The organism is Azospirillum sp. UENF 111221 (assembly GCF_058780625.1).
Window position 1 is genome coordinate 1482723 of the sequence record NZ_JBSNCH010000005.1, and the last position, 23228, is coordinate 1505950.

Genomic DNA, 23228 nt, shown 5'->3' on the forward strand with positions numbered 1-23228 from the left:
GCTGTTCACCGCGGCCACTCCGGTTGTGGTGTTTGGGGAAGGCCCTAAAGACCTGGGTGTGGAGCGTTGCAACGGAGCGGAACACCCCTTTAGGGGTGCAACCCACTGCAACGGTGCAACCCTTGAAAACCCTAGGCTTTTGAGCCCTGATTTTCGGCGTTGCAGTGAGATCGACTGCAACGGCACTGCAACATGACACTTCGTCCAGGGTTTCCAAGGGTTGCACCGTTGCAGTCGGGGGCTAAATGCAACGGTGCAACGCAGGTGCAGCATGCCGCGCGCTACCCGCCTGCTCGCCAGCGGCGAACCTCGATAGGCGAGCGATCCGTCCGCCCTGCGCGGTCCGCCCGGACCATCCATCCAGCTGCCGCCATGTCCTTCCCGGCGGGTAGCGCCACCGTGATGCGCTCCCGCGCCATGCGGTCCTTCACCTCCCAGCGGGCGCACAGGCTCGGGATCAGGTCGGCCAGCAGGCAGGCGTCACCGGGCATTTCGGCGACGATGTCGTCCCGGTCCTGGGCGATCTTCTCGGCCGCCTTGTCCTCCTGGCGCTCCTCGGCAGCCCGGCGTGCTGCGCCGATGTCGAACAGCACATGGACGCCCACGGTGTCCGGGCCGCCCGCCCCGGTCAGCAGGTCATCGTCCGCCAAGTCCTCGCCGTTGCCGAGCGACTGGCTCTCCAGCTTGTACCAGCGCGGCTCCCAGGACCGCGGGGCATAGTTGCCCTTGGCGGCGTCCAGGCGCACGAGGCGCGCGGCCTCGTCGTCCTGCAGGTTCAGCTCTTCGGCGGTGTCCTGGCTCATGGCGGACAGGGTGTATGCGACGCGCACCGCGCCGATGAAGGCGCTGGCACCGCGCGCTGCGTTCATGTCGCCGGCGCGGGCCTCGCTGTTGCCCGAGTGGTTCTTGACGGCGTGGTGGACCAGATCGAGGGCGCAGTCCGTGGCCTGGGCGATCTCGCGGAACACCCCCACCACCTTCTCGATTTCCTCGTTGGCGTTCTCGGCTACGCCGTCATGCGTCGAGACGAACGGGTCACATGCCCAGAACACGATCTTGTTCTCGCGGATGAAGGCCTCGATCTCCGCCGCTCCCTTATGCCGCCGGACGGTGCCGGAAGCGTCCTTGCCCGCCACAACGAGGCGCTGATCGGCGCCGCTGCTGTAGAACAGATGCGGGCGGACCTCATCGAACTCGATGCCGTGGCGCAGACACACGCCAGCGATGCGCCGCTCCAACTCGTCCAGCGGGTCTTCGTTGTTGTGGACCCAGGCGTTGCCTCGGACATGTACCGTCTCGCCCGTCAGGTCGCTGCGGCCGGTGATGACGGCCAGCGCCGACAGGATGGACATGGTCGACTTGGAGACACCGGGCGCGCCGATGCCACCGGTCACGGCACCGCGCAGGAACCGGGCGCCCAGCACCCACCGGCGGCGTGGGATGGCGGCGGGTGCGAAGCCGGCCGGCAGGGTGCGCGGGATCGGGGCGTACCGCTTGACCTCCTCGCCGCCGGCGGCGTCCGGCTCTTCCGGCAGATCGTCGAACTCGCCGGCGGCGACCGGGAATCCGCAGTCCTGGGCGACGTCGCGCACATAGCCCCACCCGACCTCGAACGGCGGCTTCATGCGCTCCCAGTCCGAGACGACTTCGACCGGGTCGTTGCCGGCGACGATCGCGTTGCCTTCCCAGCGGCCGGCCCACTCCTCCCAGACCTCCATGGCCCGATCAGGGTCATCGGCACCGGCGGCCTTGATGGCGCAGCCCATGCGCAGATAGTCCGTGCGGTTCGGGAACCGATCGTTGTCGTTCGGGATGGTGGCGACGGCGGCGGCCAGGGCGTCGAGGCTGGGCGCCAGCAGGTCGTTCTGCACGATGGCCGCCCGGTCCGTCACCTCATCCCCCGAGCCTTCCCATCGCAGATCCGTGCAGCCAACGCAATCGAGCAGGGTCTCCAGCTCCTCGGCGAAGGTGTCCATCTGCGCGTGGGTGATGGGGGCGAGGATGTCCGCGCCCAGATCGGCCGGGCTGACGTCCCAGCTGTAGGGCTTGCGCGTGACGGGGTGCGTCCCTTCGACGACATACTGCTGGCCGTGGCCCAGCAACTCGACAAGGTGGTCGCGTCCGTCCGGCCCCTTGAACCATAGCCGGCGGCGGGTCATCGGCGTCTGGCCTTCAGCCAGCCTGTAGACCAGCAGCAGCTTAGGCGCCCGGCCGGTGCGCGCGGGCGCGGGACCGAGATGCCGATCAGCTAGCCCCTGGATGAAGTCCCGGATCTCGCGGTCCGTGACGTCGATGTCGATGGCCGGGAATCGGGTAGCGCGAAGACCCAGGTTGGCGCCATGGCCTTCCCAGGTCAGCACCTCATCGGCGGTCGCCGTGTGCTTCATCCAATCGAAGCCGTACCAGCCGTGGCACCCATGCAAGCCGGGCACCTTGCCGCGGTCTTCCAGGCGCAGCTTGGTGCGCTCGGACAGCGGTGCGCCGGGCGGCACGACGGACACCAGATCCGTGAAGCCGGCGTCGAACCATGCGCGGAACGAAGTCATTGCGCCTCTCAGGACAGCATGTATTCGAGGGTGTCCCGCTCGAACCAGAAGAAGACGGGAGTGGGCTTGGGAAACTGGAAACCAAGGGCTTCCAGCCATTGCGTCTGTTCGGGGGTGAACCTGGGGAACTGGCGCAGAGCGCGGGCGCGCCGCCACTCTTCGACCAGCATGTTCCCCTTATCCAGGTTGCAGGCGCGGCAGGATGGCACGAGGTTGCTTGCGCTGTTCGAGCCTCCCCGGCTGCGCGGAACGATGTGATCGCGGCTGAAGCTGTGCGGCAGGTTCCGGCCCGGCTTGCCCAGGACGGCGCCGCAGTAGTGGCAACGGATGCCCGGATGCCACTGGAGATGAGCGGCATACAGGCGGGTCATGTTGGCTCAAGCTCCTCGACGCCCGAGAAGCAACCGCACCCCCCGAGGTCAAACCGGTCGAACTTCTCCCCGGCCTCGACCCGCTCGCGGAGATGGCGCAAGGTCATGGGCACGCGCTTGCCACCTCGCCGGTCAGTCAGAATCCCGACCGGCTTTCCGATAAGCCGGATGATCCGCTGCTCCTCGCGTTCGCAAAATGCGTAGAGGGACGGGATGGCCCGGAGCAGAAGAACGAAATGGCCGATGCCTGCTTTCACGCAAAAGCCGCCGCAGTTGTTATGCGCGAAGCCCTGCCCGTAGAGGACCGGAGGGGCGATGCCTGCGAGCGCAAGAAGCGCGAACATGGCGTCTTTCATGTAGAAGGGCGCATCGCACATGGGCGCTTCGTACCACCACCCTTCCAGCGCGCGGAGCCCGCTGAGCCGAACGTAACGGTGCTCCTCGGTCCAATCGATGCCCACCAGGACCAAGGTGTCCTCCGGCGCGCAATTGTCCCGAAGCCAGCGATCCGCCAGTTCCCGCTTCAGGATGCGGCTGCATGGATCGCGGCGGCTGTTGCCGAGAAAGCGCTCTTCCTCGAAGACCTGCCAAGGGCTCCGCCCGTCAGCCAGCCAGACCAGTTGCGGCAGGACGGCGCGCATCTCCGTCCGGAGCGCGGCGAGCGCCTGGGCGCGGGCGGCTGGATCCTCGTGGTATTCCGGGACCGTGCGCCACCAAGCCAGCAGGTCCGCCGGGGGCTGCTGGTCGAAGATGTTGCACGCACCTTCGATCAGGAAGCGGTACAGGTCGCCGCTCTCGCAAATCACGTCGGTGAACAGGAGCGTCAGGTCGGCGGCGCCATGCTCATCGGCATCGCGCCGAGCAGCCGCCCAACTCCCAACGCCACCGCTGAACATGGCGATGCGCTTCATTTCCGATACCGCTTTCCGCGCCAGCCGGCCGCCGCGACGGGAAGCCCCGCAGCCCAGGCCGGCAGGTCGCACATGATGTTCTGGAATTCGTCGACGGAGCCGTGCCCCTCCGGGGGCTCGGTCACCACTTCGTCATGGACGGTCAGCACCACGGGGTAGCCAGCGCGCTCGGCGCCCGCCATGCCGTTGGTCATGATGTCGCGGGCGGTGGCCTGGACGGCGTTCTCGGTCCACAGCCCACCGTAGCCCTTCTGCTTGCTCCACTTCCGGGTCTTGCTGTCCACGCCCCAGAAAGTCACCGCCTCCTTCATGGCCGGGCGGCGCACCAAAGCCCGCCGGCGCACCGGGTCGAATTCGATCAGCGCGTCGCCGTGATCCAGGATGGCCGTCGCTTCATCGGCGCATGGCTCCCATTTCTCGTCGTCCCAAGGCATCTCGGCCAATTCGGCCTTGGGCGAGGCGTAGGCCAGCGGTCGCCCGGACGGCAGGACCATCCACAGGAAGCCGCCTTTCACCCGGAAGGCGATGCGGCCACGCAGGCATTTGACCACCTCGCCCGGCCGACGCACGGCGTCCAGCGCCGCTTCCTCAAGATCGCGCCACATCTGCACGACGGCGGGGTGCGCCTCGCGCCATGCGCGCTTCAGCCGGTCGGCCTCTTCGTCCGGGACCTTCACGCCATAGTTGGCCGCCATGTTCTGGAAGGCCCCGACGCCGCCCTGGAAGCCCATGGACAGCTCCATGACCTTGCCGATCTGGCGCTTTTGGTCGTCCACCTCAGACGGGTCCAGGCTGAACGAGCGGGCGTAGGCCAGCACGTAGAGGTCCAGCCCCTTGCGCTCCGGCTTGCCGTCCGGGGTGGTGCCGATGATCGTGTCATAGTCGCGGAAGGCCTGGATCTTCCAGGTCTCGCCCGCGAACCATGCCGTCACCCGGCCCTCGATGTTCGAATAGTCGGCGGCGAGCAGGTCGTGCCCGTCGGCGGCGATCAGGCACGGGCGCAGCAGGGACGCGACGATGGCGAGCGGCGCGCCCAGCAGCATCGACACCAGCGCAGCGTCGGCACATTCCAGGATGAAGGCGATCACGTCGTCCTTGGCGGACGCGCGCGGGAAGTTCTGCGGCTGCACCAGCTTGCCCGCCCAGCGGCCGGTACCGGCCCCGTGATAGAGCAGCAGGCCGCGCACCCGCTCGTCCGCGCACACTGCGGCCAGCATGGCGGTCAGCTTGGCCGTGCTGGACTTCGCGGCCTCCTGGCGGATTTCCAGGGCACGGCGGACCACCTTCGGCGTGTCCGGATCGGCCAGCATCGCCCGCACGGCCGGCTTCGCGACGCTGTCCGCCTCGATGCCCTCGGCGGCCAGCCAAGCGGTCAGGTCCTTCGCCTTGGTGGCGGCGGCCACCCACCCGCGCGTGACCTCCTCCAACTCCTTGTTCAGCATGGCCTGGGCGTTGGTGGTCAACTCGCGCGCGGCGTTGACGAGCCCGATGTCCAGCTTGATGCCGCGGTCGTTGATCAGCTGGTCATGCAGGTAGACGGCGCGCTCCGCCGGCGACAGCTTGCGCAGACGGGCGCCAAGGGCGCGCTCGCCATCCACGTCCACCTTGCAGTAGGCGATCAGCCGCTCGATCTTCGCCGGCTCGTCCCACCAGCGCAGGCCGGGATGATCCTTCGTCGGCTTGCGCGGCCGGGCCATCTGCATCATCAGCCGATAGCCCTCCATGTCCTTCTGGACGGCCACGCCCATGACGCGGAGCGCCTCTTCCAGGGACCGGGGCACGGCCATGGCTGCTGCGAGAGCCGCCGTGCAGTGCCACTGCTCCAGGCGCGGGGCCGGCCAGCCATAGCGGCGGGCAAGCAGGTAGTTGACCACAACGCGCTCGAACTGCGCGTTGTGGGCGTGAACCTCCCAACCTTCATCGCAGGCCCGCACCCAGGCGTCCGGGACCGGCTGGCCGGGCGTCCAGACCTGCACCGGGGCTTCGTCGACGGCGAAGCAGGCGCACCAGACATCCGTCGTCGGGTCCTGGGCATAGCGGTAGACGCCCGCCTTCCGCAGGTCGACGGTGCTTTTTGTCTCGAAGTCCAAATGCAAAACTCTAGACATGGCGCCAATGCCTCCCTGTCCAGATGTTCCAAATCTGAGATGCGCAGCATCCGTGTAGAGCAGCCAGCACCTCGGCGTCGTAGTGTCGCCCGGTGTTGTTCCGCCTTATGTCTTTGATTTGAGAAATCTTCAGCTTTCTCCGGTCGTGCCGGCTTATGTCGACATTGTTCTCGGAGCGCGAAGCGTATCTCAAGTTAACCAGAGCGTTATCCCCCGCGTCTCCGTTTATGTGGAGAATGTCTTGCCCCGCGGGGCGCGGGCCGACGAAGGCTTCGAGCGCCAGCGAGTGGACGGTCCGAGTGTTACCCCGCCCCAGCACGACGCACAGGTGCCCGAGTGACCCGAGAGGGCCGGGGCGCAGCAACCGGCCGCGCATCGAGTGCTCGTGCAGATTCCCATTGCGTGAGATCTGCATGTACACGCGATCTCGCGAGCGCACGCGCCCGAGGTCGCTGACGTCGTACAGCCCTTCGAAGCCCGGCACCGGGCGCCAAGTTTCGCGGGTCGGCATCAGCGCCCCCTGTTGAAGAGGCGGCGCCAGCAGTAGGACCGGCCCAGGCTGATCGCGGTGTAGATCAGCGAGATCCCGGTGTTCTGCGCCGCCGTGAAAGAGGCGCCAAACAGCGGATAGACGAAAAGCCCCGCAACCCAGGACAGGGCGAAGCCCGACATGGTGTTCGCAGAGGCCTCCAGCAGCGACATGATGCGGGTTTGGCCGGTCATGACAGAAGGGCCTCCAGGTCGGCAGCGGCCTCAATCCGGGCGCGCAGGGCGGCGGCCAGACGGGCGAGGGTTTCAGTGGCTGCGACTTCACGCAGCTCGCCATGTTCGGGGTGGGAGGCGACGGCAAAGGGGCCGCTGCGGCTCATGCCGCTCCACAGGCTCCAGCCCTCGGGAAGCGGCTTGCCGGCCGTGCCAAGCGCCTCGGTGTATTGCGGCGGCAGCCAGACCGGTCCTTTTTTGGGCTGGCCTTCCGGGTGCATCGCCGAGCCGTAAAGCTCGAAGGCTCTGCGGCTGACTGAGTCGCCGTCGCCCAGCGCGTAGGCCACGGTGCGGCTGAGTTTCAGGGAGCCGGCCGGCGCGGTGCGCACGGCGGCCAGGGCGGCATCCAGGATCGTCATGACAGCAGCGCCTCCAGTTCGGCGTCGAGTTCGCCCAGGTTCTTCAGGGCTTGGCGGTAATAGCTTTCCTTCAGCTCGAACCCGATGCCGCGGCGCCCCATGTTCACGGCGCACCAGACCTCCGAGCCGATGCCGGCGAAGGGCGTCAGCACCGTGTCTCCGGAATTGCTCCACAGGTCGATGCAGCGCTCGATGACGTCGAGTTGCAGGGGCGAGATGTGCTGCTCGTCCTTCTCGTCCCGCCCGCCCCGGTATTGCAGGGTCCGGGTGGCCTTGATGTCCATCCAGACGGGCGAGGCGTAGCGCTGCCAGACCAGGATGGAGCGCCACTGTTCGAAGGGCCATTGCGCCTGCCCCTTGGCGGCGCGCACGGCGGCTTCCCGCTGGTAGGCGGCATAGCTCACGTCCAGCCCTTCGCCGATGTAGGCGTCGAACTGATCGGCAACCGGTTCCGGGTTGTCGCCGGGCTTGCGGAAGGTGACGACGTAATCGGCGAGGCCCTGGCCGCTGATCGTGCTGTCCTTGCAGACCTGCTTGTGCAGCAGGCGGATGGACTTCGTCCGTTGCTGGGCGGTGACCGGGTCCTTCCAGATGCAGACCTCGGAATGCATGATCCATCCGGCGGCCTGATAGGTGCGCACGACGTCGCCGCGGAAATCGCGCATGCCGATGAAGCCATCGCGGAACTTGGTGGTCGGCAGCTGCATAACGTGGACGCTGTGCAGCCGGCCGGGCACGGTGACGCGCAGCAACTCCCCGATCAGGAAGCCATAGTGCTGCCAGAACACCTCGCCCTCGCCGTTGCTGATGTCCCGGTCCGAGTTGCTGAACTTGTAGAGCCCTTCAAACGGGGGGCTATGCACCCCAAAATGGATGCTGTTGTCCGGGATGGCCCGGATCAGCTCGCAGGCGTCGCCGTGGTAGAGGGCATACCGATCGGTGACGTGCTGGTTGATGGCGTTGATCATCGCGCCGAGCCCCCCGCCGCGCGATGCCGCTGGACGGAGGGTCCAGACCGGTCGGTTTCGGGATGACACGCCAAGGTCGCGGAAATACGATCGCGCAAACCAACGCATAGGTTTGCCAGATGACCTTCGGGGATTTCGTTCGCGATCGAATTTACAACCGTCAGCGAGATATCCACGGCCCGTACCGTGGGCAGGAGCAAGGTGGTATCATCACACCCGCCGGACAGCCGGTGATCTTCGCAATCACCGGCGAAAGCGGAGTGCAGCACGGGTATGCGGACGGGTGGACAGAGGACCGCCAGATCTTCCGTTACTTCGGTGAAGGCCAAGTTGGGCCGATGCGATTCACAAAAGGCAACAAGGCGATCCGCGATCATCTCCGGAATGGGAAAGACCTGTTGCTCTTCGAGAAACAGCCCCGTGCCGGCGGATTGCGTTTCGTTGGACAGTTCTTTTGTGCCGGCGCTACTGAAGAGCAAGCCCCAGATCGCTTGCTCAATATGCGCACAGCGATCGTATTTCGGCTCGTCCCGATTGAAGCGTTCAACGACATTGAAGAAGTGGCCGATCAAGACGATCTTGATTTGGACCTTGAAGAACTGCGGCGGCGTGCATTCGCTGCGGCGGACACTGGCAATGCAGGTCCAATAGAAGGCGCTCCACGGCGCATCTACCAACGCAGCGCGGTTGTCAAACGGTACGTGCTGAGGCGAGCCGCCGGCGTATGCGAATGCTGTGGGCAGCCCGCGCCATTCCAGCGTAGAGGTGGCGGCCCATATTTGGAGCCGCATCACATTCGTCGGGTAAGCGATGGCGGGCCCGATGATCCGAGGCATATGGCTGGAATCTGTCCGACCTGCCATACGCATATTCATCACGGCGCCGGAGGCAAGGAGATGAACGACGCACTGGCCAGGCAGATCAGCCAAATCTATGCGGGACAAGCTCCGGCGCACCCGCGCAGGCAGCGACGTCAAAGGGCCATGGCCTAAGTCGGCCACCGAACGCATCGTCGGCAGCGCCGTGCCGGTAAAGGGCGAGGTCATCACGCAGCCTCATTGGTCAGCCAGTCCGGGAGCCGGAGCGGCAGGGTGGGGTTGTAGTCGCCCCGGTCGCGCGAGGTGGCACGCACGAGGTCGGAGGAGAGATTGGCCATGTGCGCCACCATCATCTCGGCCATCCGGTCGGCGGCGGCCTCCTTGCGCTGGAGGTTCTCCAGCACCGCGCCCTCGACGTCGGCGGCGACCAAGTTGACGGTGACCGGCCGGGTTTGGCCGAAACGCCAGAAGCGGCGGATGGCCTGATAGAGCTGCTCGAAGCTGTCGTTCAGCCCGACGAAGCCGGTATCGGCGCAGTGCTGCCAGTTCATGCCGAACCCACAGATCGACGGCTTGGTGATCAGCGTCCGGATCCGGCCTTCGCTGAAGTCGACCAGCTTGCGCTCCTTCACATCCTCGGGCTCACCACCCCGGATCTCGACGGCGCCGGGGATGGATGCCGCCAGGGCCGCGCTCTCGTCGTTCAGGTTGCACCACCATACGAAAGGCCGGTCGGTCGGGGTGATGGCGGCGGCGCGGGCAACGCGGGCCTCCAGCGTGCCGCGGCGGGCGGCCAGCCGCTCGCGCAGCGTCCGGGCCGGGGCGCCGCCGGTCTCCACCGCGTGGAGCAGCTGGTGCAGGGGCGGCAGCTTGTACGCCCCGTCGGGGTAACCCAGGTCGGACGGCTTGCGCAGCATGACGGCCCAAGAGCACATCCAGCGCCAGAACTCCGATTCGGCGTGGCCCTTGAGCCGCCATTTCGAAGTGTCGCCGCCGTCGTGAACGAAGAAGGTGGCGAGCATGGACGTGTAGCTCATCACGCCCAGGAACTCGGCATGGTTGCCCAGTTCCATGAAGTCGTTCGGGGCCGGCGTCGCCGAGGCGGCCAGCCGGTAGGGAATGCCCGCGCACGCCTCGATCAGCGCGTTCCGGAAGTAGCCGGAGAAGCTCTTGAGGATGCTGCTCTCGTCCAGCACCACGCCGCCGAAATAGCTCAGATCGAAGTGTTCGATCTTCTGGTAGTTCGTGACGCTTACGCCGGGCGCAACGTCGATCTGGTGCGCGACCTGCGCGGCCGGGATGCCGAACTTCTCGGCTTCGCGGACCATCTGCGCAGCCACGGCCAGCGGGGCGAACAGCAGGACGTCGCGCCCGGTGGCGCGGTGGACGGCGTGCGCCCAGGTCAGCTCCATGAGCGACTTGCCCAGGCCGGTGCCGGCGAACAGAGCGGCACGCCCGCGGCGGAGCGCCCACCGCACGATGTCGCGCTGGTGCGGGAACAGGCAGTCGGGCAGGTCCGGGATCTCGGTCAGGCCGGTCGGCGGGTCGATGATGGCCTTCCGGCGGAGGAATTCGGCATAGGCGTCCATCAAACGTCCGCCTCTTTGATCGTGTGGAGTTCGTCACCGGCCTCGCCGATCTCGGTCAGCGCGGCGGTGATCTCTTCGTTGAAGTCGGACATGCGGGCAGCCAGATCGTCGCGAAGCTCTTCCAGCCGCTTTACCGCGCGGTCGTGACGGTCGAGCGGGAGGGACATGTCCTTGGCGATCTTCGTCCGCGTGTCGGCTGCGGCGGCTTCCGCCTCGACGCGAAGTTCCTGCAACTCCTCGATCAACTGCTTGGCGGTCGGTTCGTCCAGACCGCCAACCAAGCCGGCTAGCAGCCACAGGTCCAGGAGGTCATTGTCTAGGGTCACAGCTCGTCCTCCGGGGCGGAGTGGTGGGCGTGCGTCGCGCCGCCGAGGGAGCGGCGCATAGGCGGCTGTTCGCGATGGCGGGCTGAGGTGCGCGCGGCGCAGTAGGCGCGGAGCGCGTCATCCAGCGCCGTGGGCGTTTCGGCTTGGCCGGTAAGGTGGCGGGCCGCGGCGTCACGCAGAGCGCCCAGCCCCTCGCCCAACGGGCAGCCGTCCAGCGCCTCAAGGGCGCGGCGCAGCCGGCCAGCCGCGGTGACCGGATCGGGGAAAGGCTTCCCGACATAGAGCCCAGCGGCCAACGCCAGTTCGCTCGCTGGGGACAAGGTGCGCGCCGCGGCCATCGCGCGCCTCAGGCCAGCAGTTCGTCGAGGAGGGCGTCCTCGTAGAGTTCCAGGATCGTGTCCTGTTCCTGGCGGTCCGCCTTGTCCATCTTGCGTCGGCGGATGACCATGCGAATGATCTTGGTGTCGAAGCCGGTGCCCTTCGCCTCCGCGTAGATTTCCTTGATGTCCTCCTGCAGGCCGCGCTTCTCTTCCTCAAGACGCTCGATGCGCTCGACGAAGGATTTCAGGCGGTCACGGGCGATGCCGCCGACGTCGCTGTTGTGTCCGATGCCGCTCATTGCGGGTCCTCACGGGTTATCGGGTGGCGCGGGCCGCCGGGGCGCAACGCACCCCGGCAGCGAGCCCAAATCAGGCGAGCAGGTCGTCGAGGTCGTCGCCGGTGGTGCCGCCGCTATCCACGGCGTCGAACTCGTCCTCGGCCGACGCACCGCCGCCCAGCCGGTCGCCGTCCGCGATCTTCTGGACATTGCCCAGCCCGAAGCTGAACCCCTTGTTGCCCTTGTTTTCGTAGAAATACGGGCGTTCCAGCGTCGCCCGGACGTAGCAGCCGGAGTAACAGTCCTCTTCGGTCAGGTCTTCCTTGCGGCGACCGATCACCTGCGGCTTGAACTTCGTCTTGACGTTCAGATAGATGCTGCCCGGCGCGTAGCCGGCAAACTTGGACGCCTTCTTGTCGCCCTTATTGAAGGGGTTCCGGTAGTCCGCCGGGTCCGCCCCTTTCTCTTTCGCCAGGGTGGCGTCCCGCACTTCCTTGTAGGCCAGGAGGATCGCCTTGAACTCGGGCGTCTGCTGCGCGGCCTCATCGAACACGAGCGTGCAGCCGAACATCATCTTGCCGGCGTCGTTGGCCTGGGCGGTGAACAGATCGGCCGCCCACAGCAGGCGGGCCTTGGGGGTGAGGAGACGCGACTTGGATTCGGCCATGTCTTTGGTCCTTTGGTCTCTTAGGGGTGGTGGTGGAAATCAGTCGGGGATGGCGTCGAACTCGGCCGCGGCGCCGGTGGCGCCAGCCAGCACCGGGCGCGGGTCCTCATCGCGCGCCAGCGTGGCGCCGGCGGGCAGGGTGACGGTCAGGCCCCAGAGCTTGGTCTTGGCTTCTTTGGCGAACCCCTTGACGCCCTGCTGCTTCAGCACGGCGCCAAGCACCTTCTCGGCCTGGGCGGGCGTGACGATCTTGCGGGGCGCATAGTCGTCATCGGCAACGCCCAGTTCGGACAGGACGATGGCGGCCTCGATGTCGTCGGCCCACTTCCGGCGACCGGTGCCCTGCACCAGCTTGTAGCCGGGCACCGCTGCGCCACTGTCGAGGAGGCGGAAGGCGTGTGCCCGAACCGCCTTGATCCACGTCTCGACGATCTCGGCACGGTCCAGCACATGGGCCAACTGCTCCGGGGTCAGCGTGGACGGATCCGGCGGCGTGAACACCTCGTCCGGAGCGGGCACCGGATCGAACTCGGCGACGGCGAGCGCACGGCTGTGCCGGTCCAGCTCGGGGCAGAGATGCGCGCCCGTGCAGAACTTGCAGTGGTCGCCGGCCGCGAGGCGCGGGGCCTCCACCGTCGTCTCGGTGGCGGCGGACATGAGGCTGTCCGACCAGTCCACCAGATCGAGCACGTCGATATCGTCCGACCGCACCGGGCCGGAGCGGTGGAACGCCCGCGGCTGGATGACGTAGAGGACGGCGCGGGACGGATACGCCCCTTCAGCCGCCATGGCCTCCAGCGCGCCAAGGGCGTAATAGCGGAGCTGCGGATTGCCCACGACGTCCACCGGCACGCCCTTGCCGTGCTTGTAATCGGCGACGTAGAGCCAGCCGAGCGCCGGCTTCCAGATCAGGATGTCGCAGGTGCCGAACATCGCCACGCCCGCCGCGGCCAGGGCCGGCCGGGTGTGCGCCAGTGGCGTCAGGTCGAACTTGCGTTCCAGGAAAAGGACGTCGCCGGGCTCCATCACCTGCTGCACCCAGTCGATGGCGACCTGAACGGCCTCCGCCATCTCCTCGTCCACCTCGAAGCCGTCCGGGAACGCCTCGCACTTACCGAACCGCCGGCCGATCATCTCGACGGCGTCGTGCTTGCCGGACAGACAGAGTTCCAGCGCTTCGTGTGCGGCGGTGCCCTCGGCGGCATACTGGCTTGTGGGATTGGGCAGATTGGCCGTCAGGGCGACGGATCCGGGGCACGCCATCCAGCGATAAGCCCCGGATGCGCCGAGCGACGCATGTGCGCGCTCGGCATGCACCACGGCGGTCATCAGATCGGCTTGCCCATGATGACGGCCATGCACTCGGAGAACTTCTCCGGCGCGATGGAACTGGAGTTCTGGGCGCCCAGGTGGTTCAGCAGGTTGCGGGTCGCCGCGCCGCCGGCCTTGGTCGCCCAGCCACGCAGGGCCGTGTTCACCTCGTCGCGGCTGTAGGTCTTCGTGAAGCAGACATCCCAGGGATTGGCGGGAGCGGCCGGGGTGGGCGCGGGGCCGTCGTCCAGCATCGCCAGCGGGTCTTCCTCTTCCGGAGCCGCGGGCGTCGGGACGGCCGGGGTGGCCGGGGTGGCGGTGGACGGGGCGGCCTGCTGGGCAGCGGCGGCGGCAGCCGCGTTGTCCGCCTCGATCTCGGCCTTCGTCCGGCGCTTCCGGCGGGTGGGCTCGCCCGCCTGACCGTCGGCGTCGTCGTCCACAGCGGCCGGCGCCGTCAGGGCCGTGGTGCCGCAGAGCGCGCCGTGCAGGGCGGTCAGGGTGGAGCGGAGCACCGGCACGTCTTCGGGGCCGTTGAGCGTCATCGTCAGCATGATTTTTGGTCTCGCCTTTGCGGTGGTGGGTGCAGGCCGGGGAGCGGCCTGCGGGGTGGAGAGCGCCCAGCGGATGCGCTGAAAGGCGCTCGGTTCGTCCCACGGGGCCGGTTCGTTCATCGGGTCGCCTCCGGTGGCGGCCAGCAGGTCGCACCAGAGGTCATCCAGGAGCCGAACCGCCGTGGTCCGGAATTCGGGAGGCTGTGCGAACAGCCAGGGCTGTTTCGTGACGATCGGTGCCCAGCGGTCGAGCGGCGCGGCGCGCAACTCGTCCAGAAGGGCCATCAGGTTCCGGCCGGCCGGGTCGGCTTGCAGCTCGGCGAGTTCACGCGCCCGGTGCTCTTTGGCGATCCGGGCGAGCGCGCGGTCGTCGCGCCGCTGCTTGTCCAGGCGGGCCTTGTTGTTCATGCCAGCATCGCCTCCAGATCAGCGTCCGGGTCGATGGGCGACTGGCCGGACAGGAAGCGCAGCCCCCAGAGGCCAAGCAGTGCGGACTCTGCCCGGCCGTCGTGCTTCTTCAGGGGCCAATTGCCCGCATAGGCCGGGAGCAGTTCGGATGCCCTGGCGCGGGCTGCGGTCTTGTCCGCCGGGACGCGGAGCGCCCGCTTCCATTCGTTCGGCCGAACCAGGGTGACTGGGATGTGCAGCCCAGCCAGGACGCCTCGGATGCCGCCATAGCAGGTGCCGAACTTGAAGGCTCCAACCGCGCCGTCCGACGGCATCGGGCCGACCTCCTCCAGCACGGCGTCGACCGCCTCGCAGGGATCGGGCAGCAGCAGCTCGCGCAGCCCGGCGTAATCCAGTTCGCGGCGGACGGTGCGCGCCTTGCCCTTGCCGACCGGGCGTTCGACCGTCGGCATGTCGAAGATGCGCAAATCGACGATCAGGCCGCCCCGGTGGCGCAGCTTGGTCACGGCGCCGTCCAGGCCCGGATCGATGGTGAAGAGAAGGGACATGGCGGCTACCAGCCCAGCGCGACGCCGATGCCGAGCAGCACGACGTACAGAAGGAGCAGGAGGAAAAACTCGGCCATTGGCGTCGGGCTCCCGGAGGGGCGCCGCGCGATATCGGAGAGCGGCTTGCCGGCGGGGTAGCCCAGTTGCGCCGGGTGTCCGCAACGCCTTAAGGCCCCACCCATCGCTGGGTAAGGGGCTGGGAATAGGTGCCGCCGGGCTTTGGGGGCCGCCCGGCGGCGAGAGGTCTGGGAGGAAACGCCACACGCCCGGATGGATGGAGGGCGCGGGCCTCGGACGCGGGCTGGCCGCGAAACTCAGGTGGCGCGGGAAAGCTGATTGGCGCGGTGACAGAGCCACAACTCGCCCGAGCGGGCGCTCAGGTAGTGCTGACCCATCGCCTCCATCGCCAAGGCGCCGGCTACGTCAGAGGTGACACTGTGGCGCGTCAGGCAGTAGTCCCGCTCGTCGGTGATGGAGGCGATCAGCCGGCCGGGCTGGGTGTCGGGCTCGATGCGCAGGGTTGCGGCACCCATGGGACGGAGGATGTGGTCGTCCATGGCGGATCAGTCCTCCTCCGGCTCGGGGAAGCACGCGAGCGGGTCGAGGTCCATGTCGCCGTATAGCCACTCGAAGGCGTTGGAAATCGCAGCGGCTTGGAGGCTTCCGTCGCCGCCAGCGTCGAACAGCGCGGAGCAGCGGTTCAGCAGGTCGTCAATCTCGGCATCGGAACGGGCAACGGTTCGGGGCATGTGGGCAAACCTCTGGCGTTCGCGCCAGATCGGCCGGCGCATAGGTTGGTGTTCGAATTGTCGGGAGCAAAAGGGATGGCGCTTACAGTGCCGCTTGGTCCGCCGGGCTGGGCGGGCGCCCACGCTTGCGGGATGGCTTCGGCGGCCCCGGGGAGCCGTGGGCGTTGACCTCCATGGTGCAGCCGTAGAAGTCGTTCGGCGTGACGAGACCTCCGGTCTCCTTCACGATCCTGGCCATCACGTCAGGCTGAGGGATGCGCTTACCGCGCCTGTACCGGTTGACCGCTGCCTGGGTCGCACCGATTAAGGCCGCGAAGGACGTTTCCGTGTGCCGAGCGAGGGCTAACCATTGGTCCAGCGTCATAACGAATTGGATTACACCAATTCAGAATATACCGGCAAGCGTAATGTGCAAACCGATGTGGACTTTCTAATACCAGGACGGTATCGTTCAAGCATGAGCACATTGCGCGAATTGCGGCAGGCCGCCGGGTTGAGCCAAGAGAAGCTGGCAGAACTGGCCGGGACCTCGCAGCCGCAGATCAACAAGCTGGAAGCCGGTCAGCGGAAGATGACCGTCGACTGGGCCGTGAAACTCGCGAAGCCGCTGGGCGTCGAGCCCACGGTGCTCTTAGGGCTGGACCTCTTAGAGCCCCCTTTACCGGGATCAGAGCTCAAGAGCGCTGGAGGCGCCCTGCGGAATGCAGGCGCCATGCAGCCTACCCCCATGGTCCTTCCCAACAACCCGCACGAAAGCATGCCCGTTCGCGCTGCTGCGCGCGGCGGTGTCGATCAGGAGATGTTCCTGGAGGACGGCCCCATCGACTGGGTGAAGAAGCCGGATTACCTGAAGAACGCCCGCGATCCGTACGGCATGTATGTGGTCGGCGAATCGATGATGCCCCGTTTCCGGCCGGCTCAAATCCTCCACATCAACCCCTACAAGCCCCCGGCCTGCGGTGCCGGCGTCATCGTCGTGAAGCGGAACCAAGCCATACTGATCAAGGAGTTCGTCCGGCGGTCGCCAGAGGGCGTGGTCCTGCGGGAGTACCAACCGGAGGCACGCGAGTTCACCGTGGCCGAGGAAGACCTCGACACCGTCCATACCGTCGTCGGGCTGCAGGAGCCATAATCCATACCGGATTGGATTTAGAAAGCTCTGGACTGAAAACACCACCTCGGCATAGCGTCTCCCTGCGGTTGGGCATCAAGCCCGCCGGTCAACCGGGGAGGCGCTCTTTGTTTGGACAGGCCAAAACGCAAAAACCCGCCGGCCGGATGGCGGGCGGGGTTATTAAGAATGCGGGGGCAGTGCTTAGTGAGTTGCGCTCAGGCCTTTTTAGGCGTGCGGGGGTAAGCCTGAGCCAAGGTCCACATATGCAAAGCCATGTTACCGGCTTCGATTTCGCGATAATGCGCGGAGTAGAGCATCCCGGAGCGGAGGCGAGGCTCAACCTTGGCGTTATCAATTTTTGCAATCAACATCGCGCAAATCAACCCGAAGTCCGCATTCACCAAAAGGCCGCGCTTTTGAGCGTCAGGCGGCAAATGCCCCAGGGGACCGATTTGAATAGGCTTGATTTTGCTCAGCCATTTCAGGGAATAGCTGGCAATCTTGAACCGATCCGCTCGCTCCATGCCGTGAAATGTCTTGAGGCGGCGGATATCGAGAAAATAGCTTTCTACACAATTTCCCAGCAACACAGCGCTCATCGTGGCACTGTCGATGCCGAATTTCTTGAGGCGCGAATTATACCCCTCGAAGGCGTCCGAAAAGAACGCGCAACGACGAGCCGTCCGCTCCAGCTCCTCAGCGTCGTTGTTGGGAACGCTGAGATCATCTTCTCCATCCGGAATCGCAATCACTTTTTCGCGGCACCGATATTGGAGATAACAGCGGTGTTGGCGTCGAAAGCGGCATCCAGACCGTCCATGAAGTCAGCGAGGGCATCGTCCTCGTTGAACGGTACGTCGTCGTTCGGAAGCGTCCAACGAGAAACGTCTCGCAGGCCCTTGCCGGAGAGGAGGGCCTTGAACTCGTCGACCTTGGCTTGGTCCATTGGGGCGTGCCAGACAGAGTTGTTGGTGCGCGCATTCACTGCGGGCTTGCTCCGCCTTGTACGACAAATAAGTTCGACACGTCAATTGACCTGTCATCCTAGGCATACCGTGTCGCACTTAAAACCGAATGGAATGCGATGCATCAGGCGCATGGGATATCGGAGCGGTTGTTCCAGACCCGCTTATTGCGCCGATGGCCGACGTAGCTTCACGCCATCGTCCTCGATGAATTCAATACCGGCGGCGACCAGTGCAGCCTCAACTGCTGCAACTTTTTGTGCGCTTTGCCCCGGTATTCCATTTTCCATCTGCATACGCTGAACCGTGGCCCAACTGACGCCGGACTTCTCAGCCAACTGCTTAAGGTTCCAACCCAGCAGTCCGCATGCACCTCGGATTTGACGACCCGTGATCATGGAACGGGGTATGAGGGCGAGCGATGCTACCGGGCAAACGGGAATTGTTATCTGCATAGCCTTCCTGATATTGAATATAGCAAATCTCGTGATAGCATGCGCTTCTGCAACATCATAATCAAGGAGTAGCCTGCCATGGCTGCCGCCCTCTCTCTGACACCTACGGACATCAAGCCCTTCGCCAACGATGAGCTCCGCATCTTGGACCTTCGAGTCGCGGAGCGGCTGGGAATGGCTCAACTGAGATCGGTGCGAACGCTCATCGCCGCCAATCGCAATGAGCTAGAGATGCACGGCGAGATTTTGATGTCGGCGGCAACAAAATCATTGGTTGCGCCATCGCGTGGCCGGCCCGGTAAGGAGTACTGGCTCAACGAGGGTCAGGTGCTGGTCATCTGCATGCTGTCCCGGACGCCCCAGGCCGCACAGGTCCGCAAGGAGGTGATCGAGGTCTTCATGGCCTACCGGCGCGGCCTGCTGACCGGCGAGATTGCCCAGGCCGCCAACGACGCCGCCCACCACGACCAGCCGCCCGGCCTCTCGGTGGACCTACCGGAGAAGGCGCGTCAGGTCTGGGCCTATCTGGAGCCCCGGCTGTCGGCCGAGTCGTGGACGCCGATTGCGCTGTCGGATGTCGCCACCGGCAGCGGTGTCCGCTACTCGACCATCAGCACCGTCGTGAACGCCCTGGTCGACCGCAAGCTGCTCTGGCGCCGGAAGGGGCCGCACCAGAAGGCCCCAAACGAATACCGGCTCCGCGTCGAGGGATCGACCAGGGACGCGCCGAAGATCGCCGCCGCACCGCCGGCCGGGCTGGTGGGCCTGCGCGAGGGCTATGCCGTCGTCCAGGGCCAGCTGATCGACATGACGCCGCCCTGCTACCGGAAGGGCGAACAGGTGGCCGTGCGGCTCCTGAACGGCACGCTCGCTCTCCACACCCTGCTGGAGGATGCGCCGATCCATCACTTCGTCCGGTACCACCGGCTCGGCTGGGTGGGCTTCGTCGGGCTGGGCATCGGGCACGACGGCCACATGACGACCGAGCACGCCATGATCATCGGCCGGGTCGTCGGGCAGGCACTCTCGCCGCCGGTCGACGCCGGTTGACACTACCCACCTTGTCCCATGCCGGCACTGGAAACCGGCACGACACCCACCCGGAGGATCGGTACCAGCATGGTCGCGCGACTCGATGACATGGCCGCCCTGCCCTTCTGGCCGCGCTTCCTCAGCCGTGAGCAGGCTGCCGCCTACCTCGGGGTGTCGACGACCACCTTCGACGAGGAGGTGAACGCCGGCATCTGGCCACCGGGCGTCCGACGCGGCGCCCGGGAAGGCCGGATCACCTGGGATCGGGTTGCAATCGACCGGGCTGTTGACTCCGGTCCCTTCGCGTCGAAGATGCAGGAAGCGGAGGACGACGATTATGACCGGCGGCGCGAAGCCCACGAAGCCAAAAGGCATAAACAGCGTCAGGCGCACGCTCGCTGACGGCTCCGTCCGCGTCTACCACTACGACCGCGCGACCAACCAGAAGCTGGAGGGAGAGCCCGGCACCGCCGAGTTCGAGGCCAGCCTCCGCCGAGCGCGCCGCGCCGGCCGGCCGCGCCGCGCGAAGGCCAAGAAGCCCGAGTCCGCTTGGAAGGTCATTGGCCACGCCTACCAGCAGAGCCCCGAATACCTCGCCCTGGTGCCGAAGACGCGCCAGGACCGCGACCGCATGATCGGCGAGATCATCGACCGGTTCGAGTTCCAGACCCTGACCGACCTCAGCCGTCGGCGCGTGCGGGAGGACTTCTACCGCTGGCGCGATGAGCTGGCCGCCACACCGGCGAAGGCCGACAAGATCACCGGGCTCATGTCGCTGATGCTCCAGTTCGCCTACGACCGCGGCATGGTCGATGTGAACCACGCATCCCGCATCAAGCGCCTGACCAGCCACGGCACCCGCAAGGACATCATCCTGACCGGCGAGCAGGAGGCCGCCCTCCTGGCCGCCGCCCCGCCCCATCTGGCGCGGGCGATGCGGTTCGCCCTGCTGACCGCGGTGCGTCAGCGGGACATGTGCAGCATCCGGCGCGACCACTACCGCGACGGCTGGCTGCACGTCATCCCGACGAAGACACGGAAGACGACCGGCGCCCAGGTCTGGATCCCGGTGTTCGCCCTGCCCCCGCTCCAGGAGCTGATGGACGAGCTGCTCGACCTGCCCGACTGTGGCGGTGCGCTGCTGCCCTGGGACGGCGAGCGGGGATACCGGGCGCTGGAGCCCGGCAACGTCGATTACCAATGGCGCAAGCTGCGCGACGCGGTCCTGGGCGAGGATGTGGACCTGCACTGGCACGACCTGCGCGGCACGGCGATCACGCGGCTCTATGAGGCCGGCTGCACCGATGCCGAGGTGTCCTCGATCTCCGGGCATGCAGGCCGGTCAGAGACCAGCCTGCGCGATTATCAGGCCCGGACGAGGAAGCTGGCGCTGGGAGCGTTTGGGAAGCTGGCGCGGGCCGTTGATGAGCCAGGGGATCAGAATGTGATCACTTTGGCGAGGTAGGTCAACTGCGGAACTATACCACAATTCCAATGGTGGCAAGTGCAAACGCAATAATTAGATAAATCAAACCAACCCATTGCGCTGTCTCACGATATGCCTTTGTTGCTTCTTTCAGTGGCCGACGAGCCAACGCATTGAAATCTCTGCTAGAGAGAACTGCGTGAATACGACGATGCCAAGATGCACGCATGCGAGACTGCAAACGCAGGAACCGGCGGTTTGTTTTCAAGCTCAATAATAAGCTGACGATCATCCAGATCGCCATTGCCAAGACAACATAGCGAGTCCCTGACAGAGCCTTGCCATCGCCTGCTAATGCAAGCATACGAACGGAAAGTGCTCCAATCGCTAATGCAAGGTCACGGAACAATGCTGCAGTTAAGCCCTGGGTTCTCTCGACAACCTTTGCGGTCTCTTCATTGAGCGCTTTTCTAAGGTCACCAAGAGCCTTGAGTGTTTCAGCTGTTTTTTCATGGAGATGGGCTTTGTAATCAGCCTTTGCACCATCAAGTGCAACGCCGAGAACACGAGGGAGTCCCTCTTCCCAGGATGGATCGTCGGCCGGCCACTCGGTGGCCAGTCGCTTAACCAACAGTGTGTGCCTGACCTCTGCTTCGCGAGGAACATCACAAACCCATCGGACTGCATCTGTTAAAGCCGCGTGGATAGAATGCGGCTTGATTGCTTTTGCATTGAAACGCAGCGTCCGCTTTCGAGGGCCAGCCAACGTGACCTTACATTCGCTTCCGTCAGGCCAAATCTCGGCAGCGGGCAGAGCGATGAGGGCATTTGCTGACGCATCCATCCACGCTTCGAATATTCGTGAGCCTGCTTCTGGCTTATGAGCCAGAAGCCAAAAATCGATAAGAGGTGGCAGAGAATTTCCCGTCAAATCGCGAACGATTTTCCTCGGATCAATCTCTGTTGCGCTTGTAGCGCCAACAGGGATACCGAGCTCATTCGCCTCTTCATCCCAAGGCTGCACATCACAGGATAATGAACGGAATGGCGAAAATTCTTCTGCAATCAGTATCCGCCTTGCACCCCGCATAACATCCGGAGATGTAAGGCCGTTACAAAACCCTTCGAACGTAAAAAATCTAATAAGACTCCCAATTCCTTTGGATACCCGTATGCGGACTTCTTGTCCTAGTATTAATTCCTCAGATGAATTTGCAACGTCGAAATCTTCGTTTATCCCATCCTTTACGGTCAACAGAACATTATACTTGGCAGCATCCGCTGCCAAGCTCACCAGTTCCTGCAGTTGGTCTAAAGCCGTGAGGCGACCGCTAGCGACAAGCGCTTCCGCTGTCTCGTTTAAGGTTCCGCTCTCGGCTGCTAGGCGCTTAACGGCGGATGCGAGTTTTATCGTCCAGGTCATCGTCGAGCAAAAAGCCGTCCGTTTCGATTACAATCTGCTTCCGACCTCCTGGCGCATCGGTAAACCGAACGACGCCAGACTCCACGTCCTCTAGCTTATAGACCACCATCACGCCCTCAGTCGTCTCCTTAATGCGCCTAGCTCCAACAGGGAGATTGGCGGTGTCAAAGCGGATAGGCTCATCACGGATTTTGGCCGCCTTAAGCGCAGAAGAGAACTTTTCATGAACTTTTGAGTCTTCGTCAAGGGCGCCGAACACCGCATGCACGAGTTCTGCTCGTTGCTCAGGATTGTAACCCCCCATGCGCTCTAGGGCTTGGCGTGCACGTCCGCGAAGCTGGCTACGGACCTCCCTCGGAAGTTCATCCGCACATGCGCGCCCCGTATTCATGATGGCATCAAAAAGCCGCTTCGTCATATCTGCATGGGTCATCTCGCGCCGCGCATCCAAGAAATCGCGGAAGCGGTCAGTTAGATCCCCATGATGCCCGCTACGGTCAGTGCAAAGAAGCTGGCCGCCTTCTTCTTCAATCTTGATAACGGCCGACTTTTGCATTGCAGCACGCTCTTGGACGAACGTATTCATCAGATCCTGAAGCACAGCATGCTTCCTACCCGCACGAACTTCTGTACGGTAAGCGATGACACGTGTGTCATCAAACTTCAAAACTGCAGCGAAGCGATCATCACCACGCCGAAACAGAAAAAACATGACGGCCCCAGGCGAGAGCCTCTTATCGATCAGGTACAGCTCTTGGAAACGCGCTGCCAATACATGAGAAACTGGAACAAACCTATCAGCTGAATCCAGAGCCTCCTTCACCTTGTCACGCATCGTTGATGCGACTTTGAAGCGGTAAGCCGCTCCTCGAAAGGCCGACTTCAATCGTTCAGCGAAAAAATCTTCATACGGAGTCACGTCGACGATTTCTTCGAGCAAATCCGCCGCAGCTAGCTGAGCCCCGACAATATGGAAGATCATTCGCTCAATAATAATGGTATCAGTATCGACAACGTCAGCGACCGACATAGCAACTCCGCAACAAGATTAGACGGCGGAGAATATGGATAATCCTTTTCGGTATAGAGATCTAGCACCTCGAGTTTCGCATACTATAGTATGCGCTTCGCGGCTTTGATTTGTGATCTTCAATGGTCACATAGCGCTGAGAAGGATCGCTGCAAACTGTTGCAAAACGGCTGAAAAACGCAGAAAAATCAAT

The 23228-nt window shown here is 64.7% G+C and carries 29 protein-coding genes; 5 read left to right on the forward strand and 24 right to left on the reverse strand.

The window, feature by feature from the left end:
* Positions 1-281: 281 nt before the first annotated feature.
* Genes ACWPN3_RS21565 through ACWPN3_RS21600 form a run of 8 tightly spaced genes read right to left on the reverse strand, consistent with a single transcriptional unit; the run spans position 282 to position 8025 of the window.
* A complete protein-coding gene (locus tag ACWPN3_RS21565) occupies positions 282-2546 on the reverse strand; it encodes an AAA family ATPase (protein WP_492261734.1) in 2265 nt (754 codons plus the stop codon).
* Positions 2547-2554: 8 nt separating this feature from the next.
* Entirely contained in the window at positions 2555-2917 is a 363-nt protein-coding gene (locus ACWPN3_RS21570) for an HNH endonuclease (protein WP_492241117.1), read from the reverse strand.
* The gene (locus ACWPN3_RS21575; protein WP_492241118.1) at positions 2914-3828 is read right to left on the reverse strand and encodes a hypothetical protein; all 915 of its coding nucleotides are present in this window, start codon (positions 3826-3828) and stop codon (positions 2914-2916) included. The genes ACWPN3_RS21570 and ACWPN3_RS21575 overlap by 4 nt, the downstream gene beginning before the upstream one ends.
* Entirely contained in the window at positions 3825-5936 is a 2112-nt protein-coding gene (locus ACWPN3_RS21580; protein WP_492241119.1) for a DNA polymerase, read from the reverse strand. Before ACWPN3_RS21580 ends, ACWPN3_RS21575 begins: the two co-directional genes overlap by 4 nt.
* On the reverse strand, positions 5929-6447 hold the full coding sequence (locus tag ACWPN3_RS21585; protein ID WP_492241120.1) for an NUMOD4 motif-containing HNH endonuclease: 519 nt from the start codon (positions 6445-6447) through the stop codon (positions 5929-5931). The genes ACWPN3_RS21580 and ACWPN3_RS21585 overlap by 8 nt, the downstream gene beginning before the upstream one ends.
* Positions 6447-6659 carry a DUF7220 family protein gene (locus ACWPN3_RS21590; protein WP_492241121.1) on the reverse strand — a complete coding sequence of 71 codons (213 nt, stop codon included), beginning with the start codon at positions 6657-6659 and terminating at the stop codon, positions 6447-6449. The genes ACWPN3_RS21585 and ACWPN3_RS21590 overlap by 1 nt, the downstream gene beginning before the upstream one ends.
* Positions 6656-7057 (reverse strand): hypothetical protein, encoded by a 402-nt coding sequence (locus ACWPN3_RS21595; RefSeq protein ID WP_492241122.1) that lies wholly within the window; start codon positions 7055-7057, stop codon positions 6656-6658. The genes ACWPN3_RS21590 and ACWPN3_RS21595 overlap by 4 nt, the downstream gene beginning before the upstream one ends.
* Entirely contained in the window at positions 7054-8025 is a 972-nt protein-coding gene (locus ACWPN3_RS21600; RefSeq protein ID WP_492241123.1) for a DNA-methyltransferase, read from the reverse strand. Before ACWPN3_RS21600 ends, ACWPN3_RS21595 begins: the two co-directional genes overlap by 4 nt.
* 119 nt (positions 8026-8144) lie before the next feature.
* On the opposite strand from ACWPN3_RS21600, the gene ACWPN3_RS21605 reads away from it, so the two are divergent.
* Positions 8145-9017 carry an HNH endonuclease gene (locus ACWPN3_RS21605; protein WP_492241124.1) on the forward strand — a complete coding sequence of 291 codons (873 nt, stop codon included), beginning with the start codon at positions 8145-8147 and terminating at the stop codon, positions 9015-9017.
* 53 nt (positions 9018-9070) lie between these two features.
* Here the strand turns inward: ACWPN3_RS21605 and ACWPN3_RS21610 are convergent, their stop codons facing one another.
* The 11 genes from ACWPN3_RS21610 to ACWPN3_RS21660 all read right to left on the reverse strand — a co-directional run bounded on the left by ACWPN3_RS21610 (position 9071) and on the right by ACWPN3_RS21660 (position 15816).
* Entirely contained in the window at positions 9071-10432 is a 1362-nt protein-coding gene (locus tag ACWPN3_RS21610; RefSeq protein ID WP_492241125.1) for a hypothetical protein, read from the reverse strand.
* Entirely contained in the window at positions 10432-10758 is a 327-nt protein-coding gene (locus ACWPN3_RS21615) for a hypothetical protein (protein WP_492241126.1), read from the reverse strand. The genes ACWPN3_RS21610 and ACWPN3_RS21615 overlap by 1 nt, the downstream gene beginning before the upstream one ends.
* Positions 10755-11078, reverse strand: coding sequence for a hypothetical protein (locus tag ACWPN3_RS21620; RefSeq protein WP_492241127.1), 324 nt, complete (start codon positions 11076-11078; stop codon positions 10755-10757). The genes ACWPN3_RS21615 and ACWPN3_RS21620 overlap by 4 nt, the downstream gene beginning before the upstream one ends.
* Before the next feature lie 26 nt (positions 11079-11104).
* Complete coding sequence (locus ACWPN3_RS21625; protein ID WP_492241128.1) at positions 11105-11377, reverse strand: DUF2312 domain-containing protein; 273 nt, start codon at positions 11375-11377, stop codon at positions 11105-11107.
* Positions 11378-11447: 70 nt separating this feature from the next.
* Positions 11448-12023 (reverse strand): ssDNA-binding protein, encoded by a 576-nt coding sequence (locus ACWPN3_RS21630; RefSeq protein ID WP_492241129.1) that lies wholly within the window; start codon positions 12021-12023, stop codon positions 11448-11450.
* 39 nt (positions 12024-12062) lie between these two features.
* Complete coding sequence (locus ACWPN3_RS21635) at positions 12063-13352, reverse strand: DUF2800 domain-containing protein (protein WP_492241130.1); 1290 nt, start codon at positions 13350-13352, stop codon at positions 12063-12065.
* A complete protein-coding gene (locus ACWPN3_RS21640) occupies positions 13352-14293 on the reverse strand; it encodes a hypothetical protein (protein WP_492241131.1) in 942 nt (313 codons plus the stop codon). The genes ACWPN3_RS21635 and ACWPN3_RS21640 overlap by 1 nt, the downstream gene beginning before the upstream one ends.
* Entirely contained in the window at positions 14290-14841 is a 552-nt protein-coding gene (locus tag ACWPN3_RS21645) for a hypothetical protein (protein ID WP_492241132.1), read from the reverse strand. The genes ACWPN3_RS21640 and ACWPN3_RS21645 overlap by 4 nt, the downstream gene beginning before the upstream one ends.
* A gap of 314 nt (positions 14842-15155) precedes the next feature.
* Entirely contained in the window at positions 15156-15398 is a 243-nt protein-coding gene (locus ACWPN3_RS21650; protein WP_492241133.1) for a hypothetical protein, read from the reverse strand.
* Between the two features lie 6 nt (positions 15399-15404).
* Positions 15405-15590, reverse strand: coding sequence for a hypothetical protein (locus ACWPN3_RS21655; RefSeq protein ID WP_492241134.1), 186 nt, complete (start codon positions 15588-15590; stop codon positions 15405-15407).
* 82 nt (positions 15591-15672) lie between these two features.
* A complete protein-coding gene (locus tag ACWPN3_RS21660; RefSeq protein WP_492261735.1) occupies positions 15673-15816 on the reverse strand; it encodes a hypothetical protein in 144 nt (47 codons plus the stop codon).
* A 231-nt stretch (positions 15817-16047) separates the two neighbouring features.
* Between ACWPN3_RS21660 and ACWPN3_RS21665 the strand changes: the two genes are divergently transcribed.
* Entirely contained in the window at positions 16048-16722 is a 675-nt protein-coding gene (locus tag ACWPN3_RS21665; protein ID WP_492241135.1) for an XRE family transcriptional regulator, read from the forward strand.
* Between the two features lie 197 nt (positions 16723-16919).
* Here ACWPN3_RS21665 and ACWPN3_RS21670 read toward each other — a convergent pair whose 3' ends face one another.
* The 3 genes from ACWPN3_RS21670 to ACWPN3_RS21680 all read right to left on the reverse strand — a co-directional run bounded on the left by ACWPN3_RS21670 (position 16920) and on the right by ACWPN3_RS21680 (position 18007).
* Positions 16920-17456: a hypothetical protein gene (locus tag ACWPN3_RS21670; protein ID WP_492241136.1), complete on the reverse strand. Its 537-nt coding sequence runs from the start codon at positions 17454-17456 to the stop codon at positions 16920-16922.
* Positions 17453-17689, reverse strand: coding sequence for a hypothetical protein (locus ACWPN3_RS21675; protein ID WP_492241137.1), 237 nt, complete (start codon positions 17687-17689; stop codon positions 17453-17455). Before ACWPN3_RS21675 ends, ACWPN3_RS21670 begins: the two co-directional genes overlap by 4 nt.
* 144 nt (positions 17690-17833) lie before the next feature.
* A complete protein-coding gene (locus tag ACWPN3_RS21680; protein ID WP_492241138.1) occupies positions 17834-18007 on the reverse strand; it encodes a hypothetical protein in 174 nt (57 codons plus the stop codon).
* Positions 18008-18451: 444 nt separating this feature from the next.
* Between ACWPN3_RS21680 and ACWPN3_RS21685 the strand changes: the two genes are divergently transcribed.
* From ACWPN3_RS21685 to ACWPN3_RS21695, 3 genes are all read left to right on the forward strand, one after another.
* The gene (locus ACWPN3_RS21685) at positions 18452-19174 is read left to right on the forward strand and encodes a hypothetical protein (protein ID WP_492241139.1); all 723 of its coding nucleotides are present in this window, start codon (positions 18452-18454) and stop codon (positions 19172-19174) included.
* A gap of 69 nt (positions 19175-19243) precedes the next feature.
* Entirely contained in the window at positions 19244-19558 is a 315-nt protein-coding gene (locus ACWPN3_RS21690; protein WP_085090270.1) for a helix-turn-helix transcriptional regulator, read from the forward strand.
* Positions 19494-20621 (forward strand): tyrosine-type recombinase/integrase, encoded by a 1128-nt coding sequence (locus tag ACWPN3_RS21695; RefSeq protein WP_492241140.1) that lies wholly within the window; start codon positions 19494-19496, stop codon positions 20619-20621. The genes ACWPN3_RS21690 and ACWPN3_RS21695 overlap by 65 nt, the downstream gene beginning before the upstream one ends.
* Positions 20622-20634: 13 nt before the next feature.
* Here the strand turns inward: ACWPN3_RS21695 and ACWPN3_RS21700 are convergent, their stop codons facing one another.
* Both ACWPN3_RS21700 and ACWPN3_RS21705 read right to left on the reverse strand, forming a co-directional pair.
* On the reverse strand, positions 20635-22005 hold the full coding sequence (locus tag ACWPN3_RS21700; RefSeq protein ID WP_492241141.1) for a hypothetical protein: 1371 nt from the start codon (positions 22003-22005) through the stop codon (positions 20635-20637).
* Positions 21971-23035, reverse strand: a complete 1065-nt coding sequence (locus tag ACWPN3_RS21705; protein WP_492241142.1) for a nucleoid-associated protein — start codon at positions 23033-23035, stop codon at positions 21971-21973. The genes ACWPN3_RS21700 and ACWPN3_RS21705 overlap by 35 nt, the downstream gene beginning before the upstream one ends.
* Positions 23036-23228: the final 193 nt, after the last annotated feature.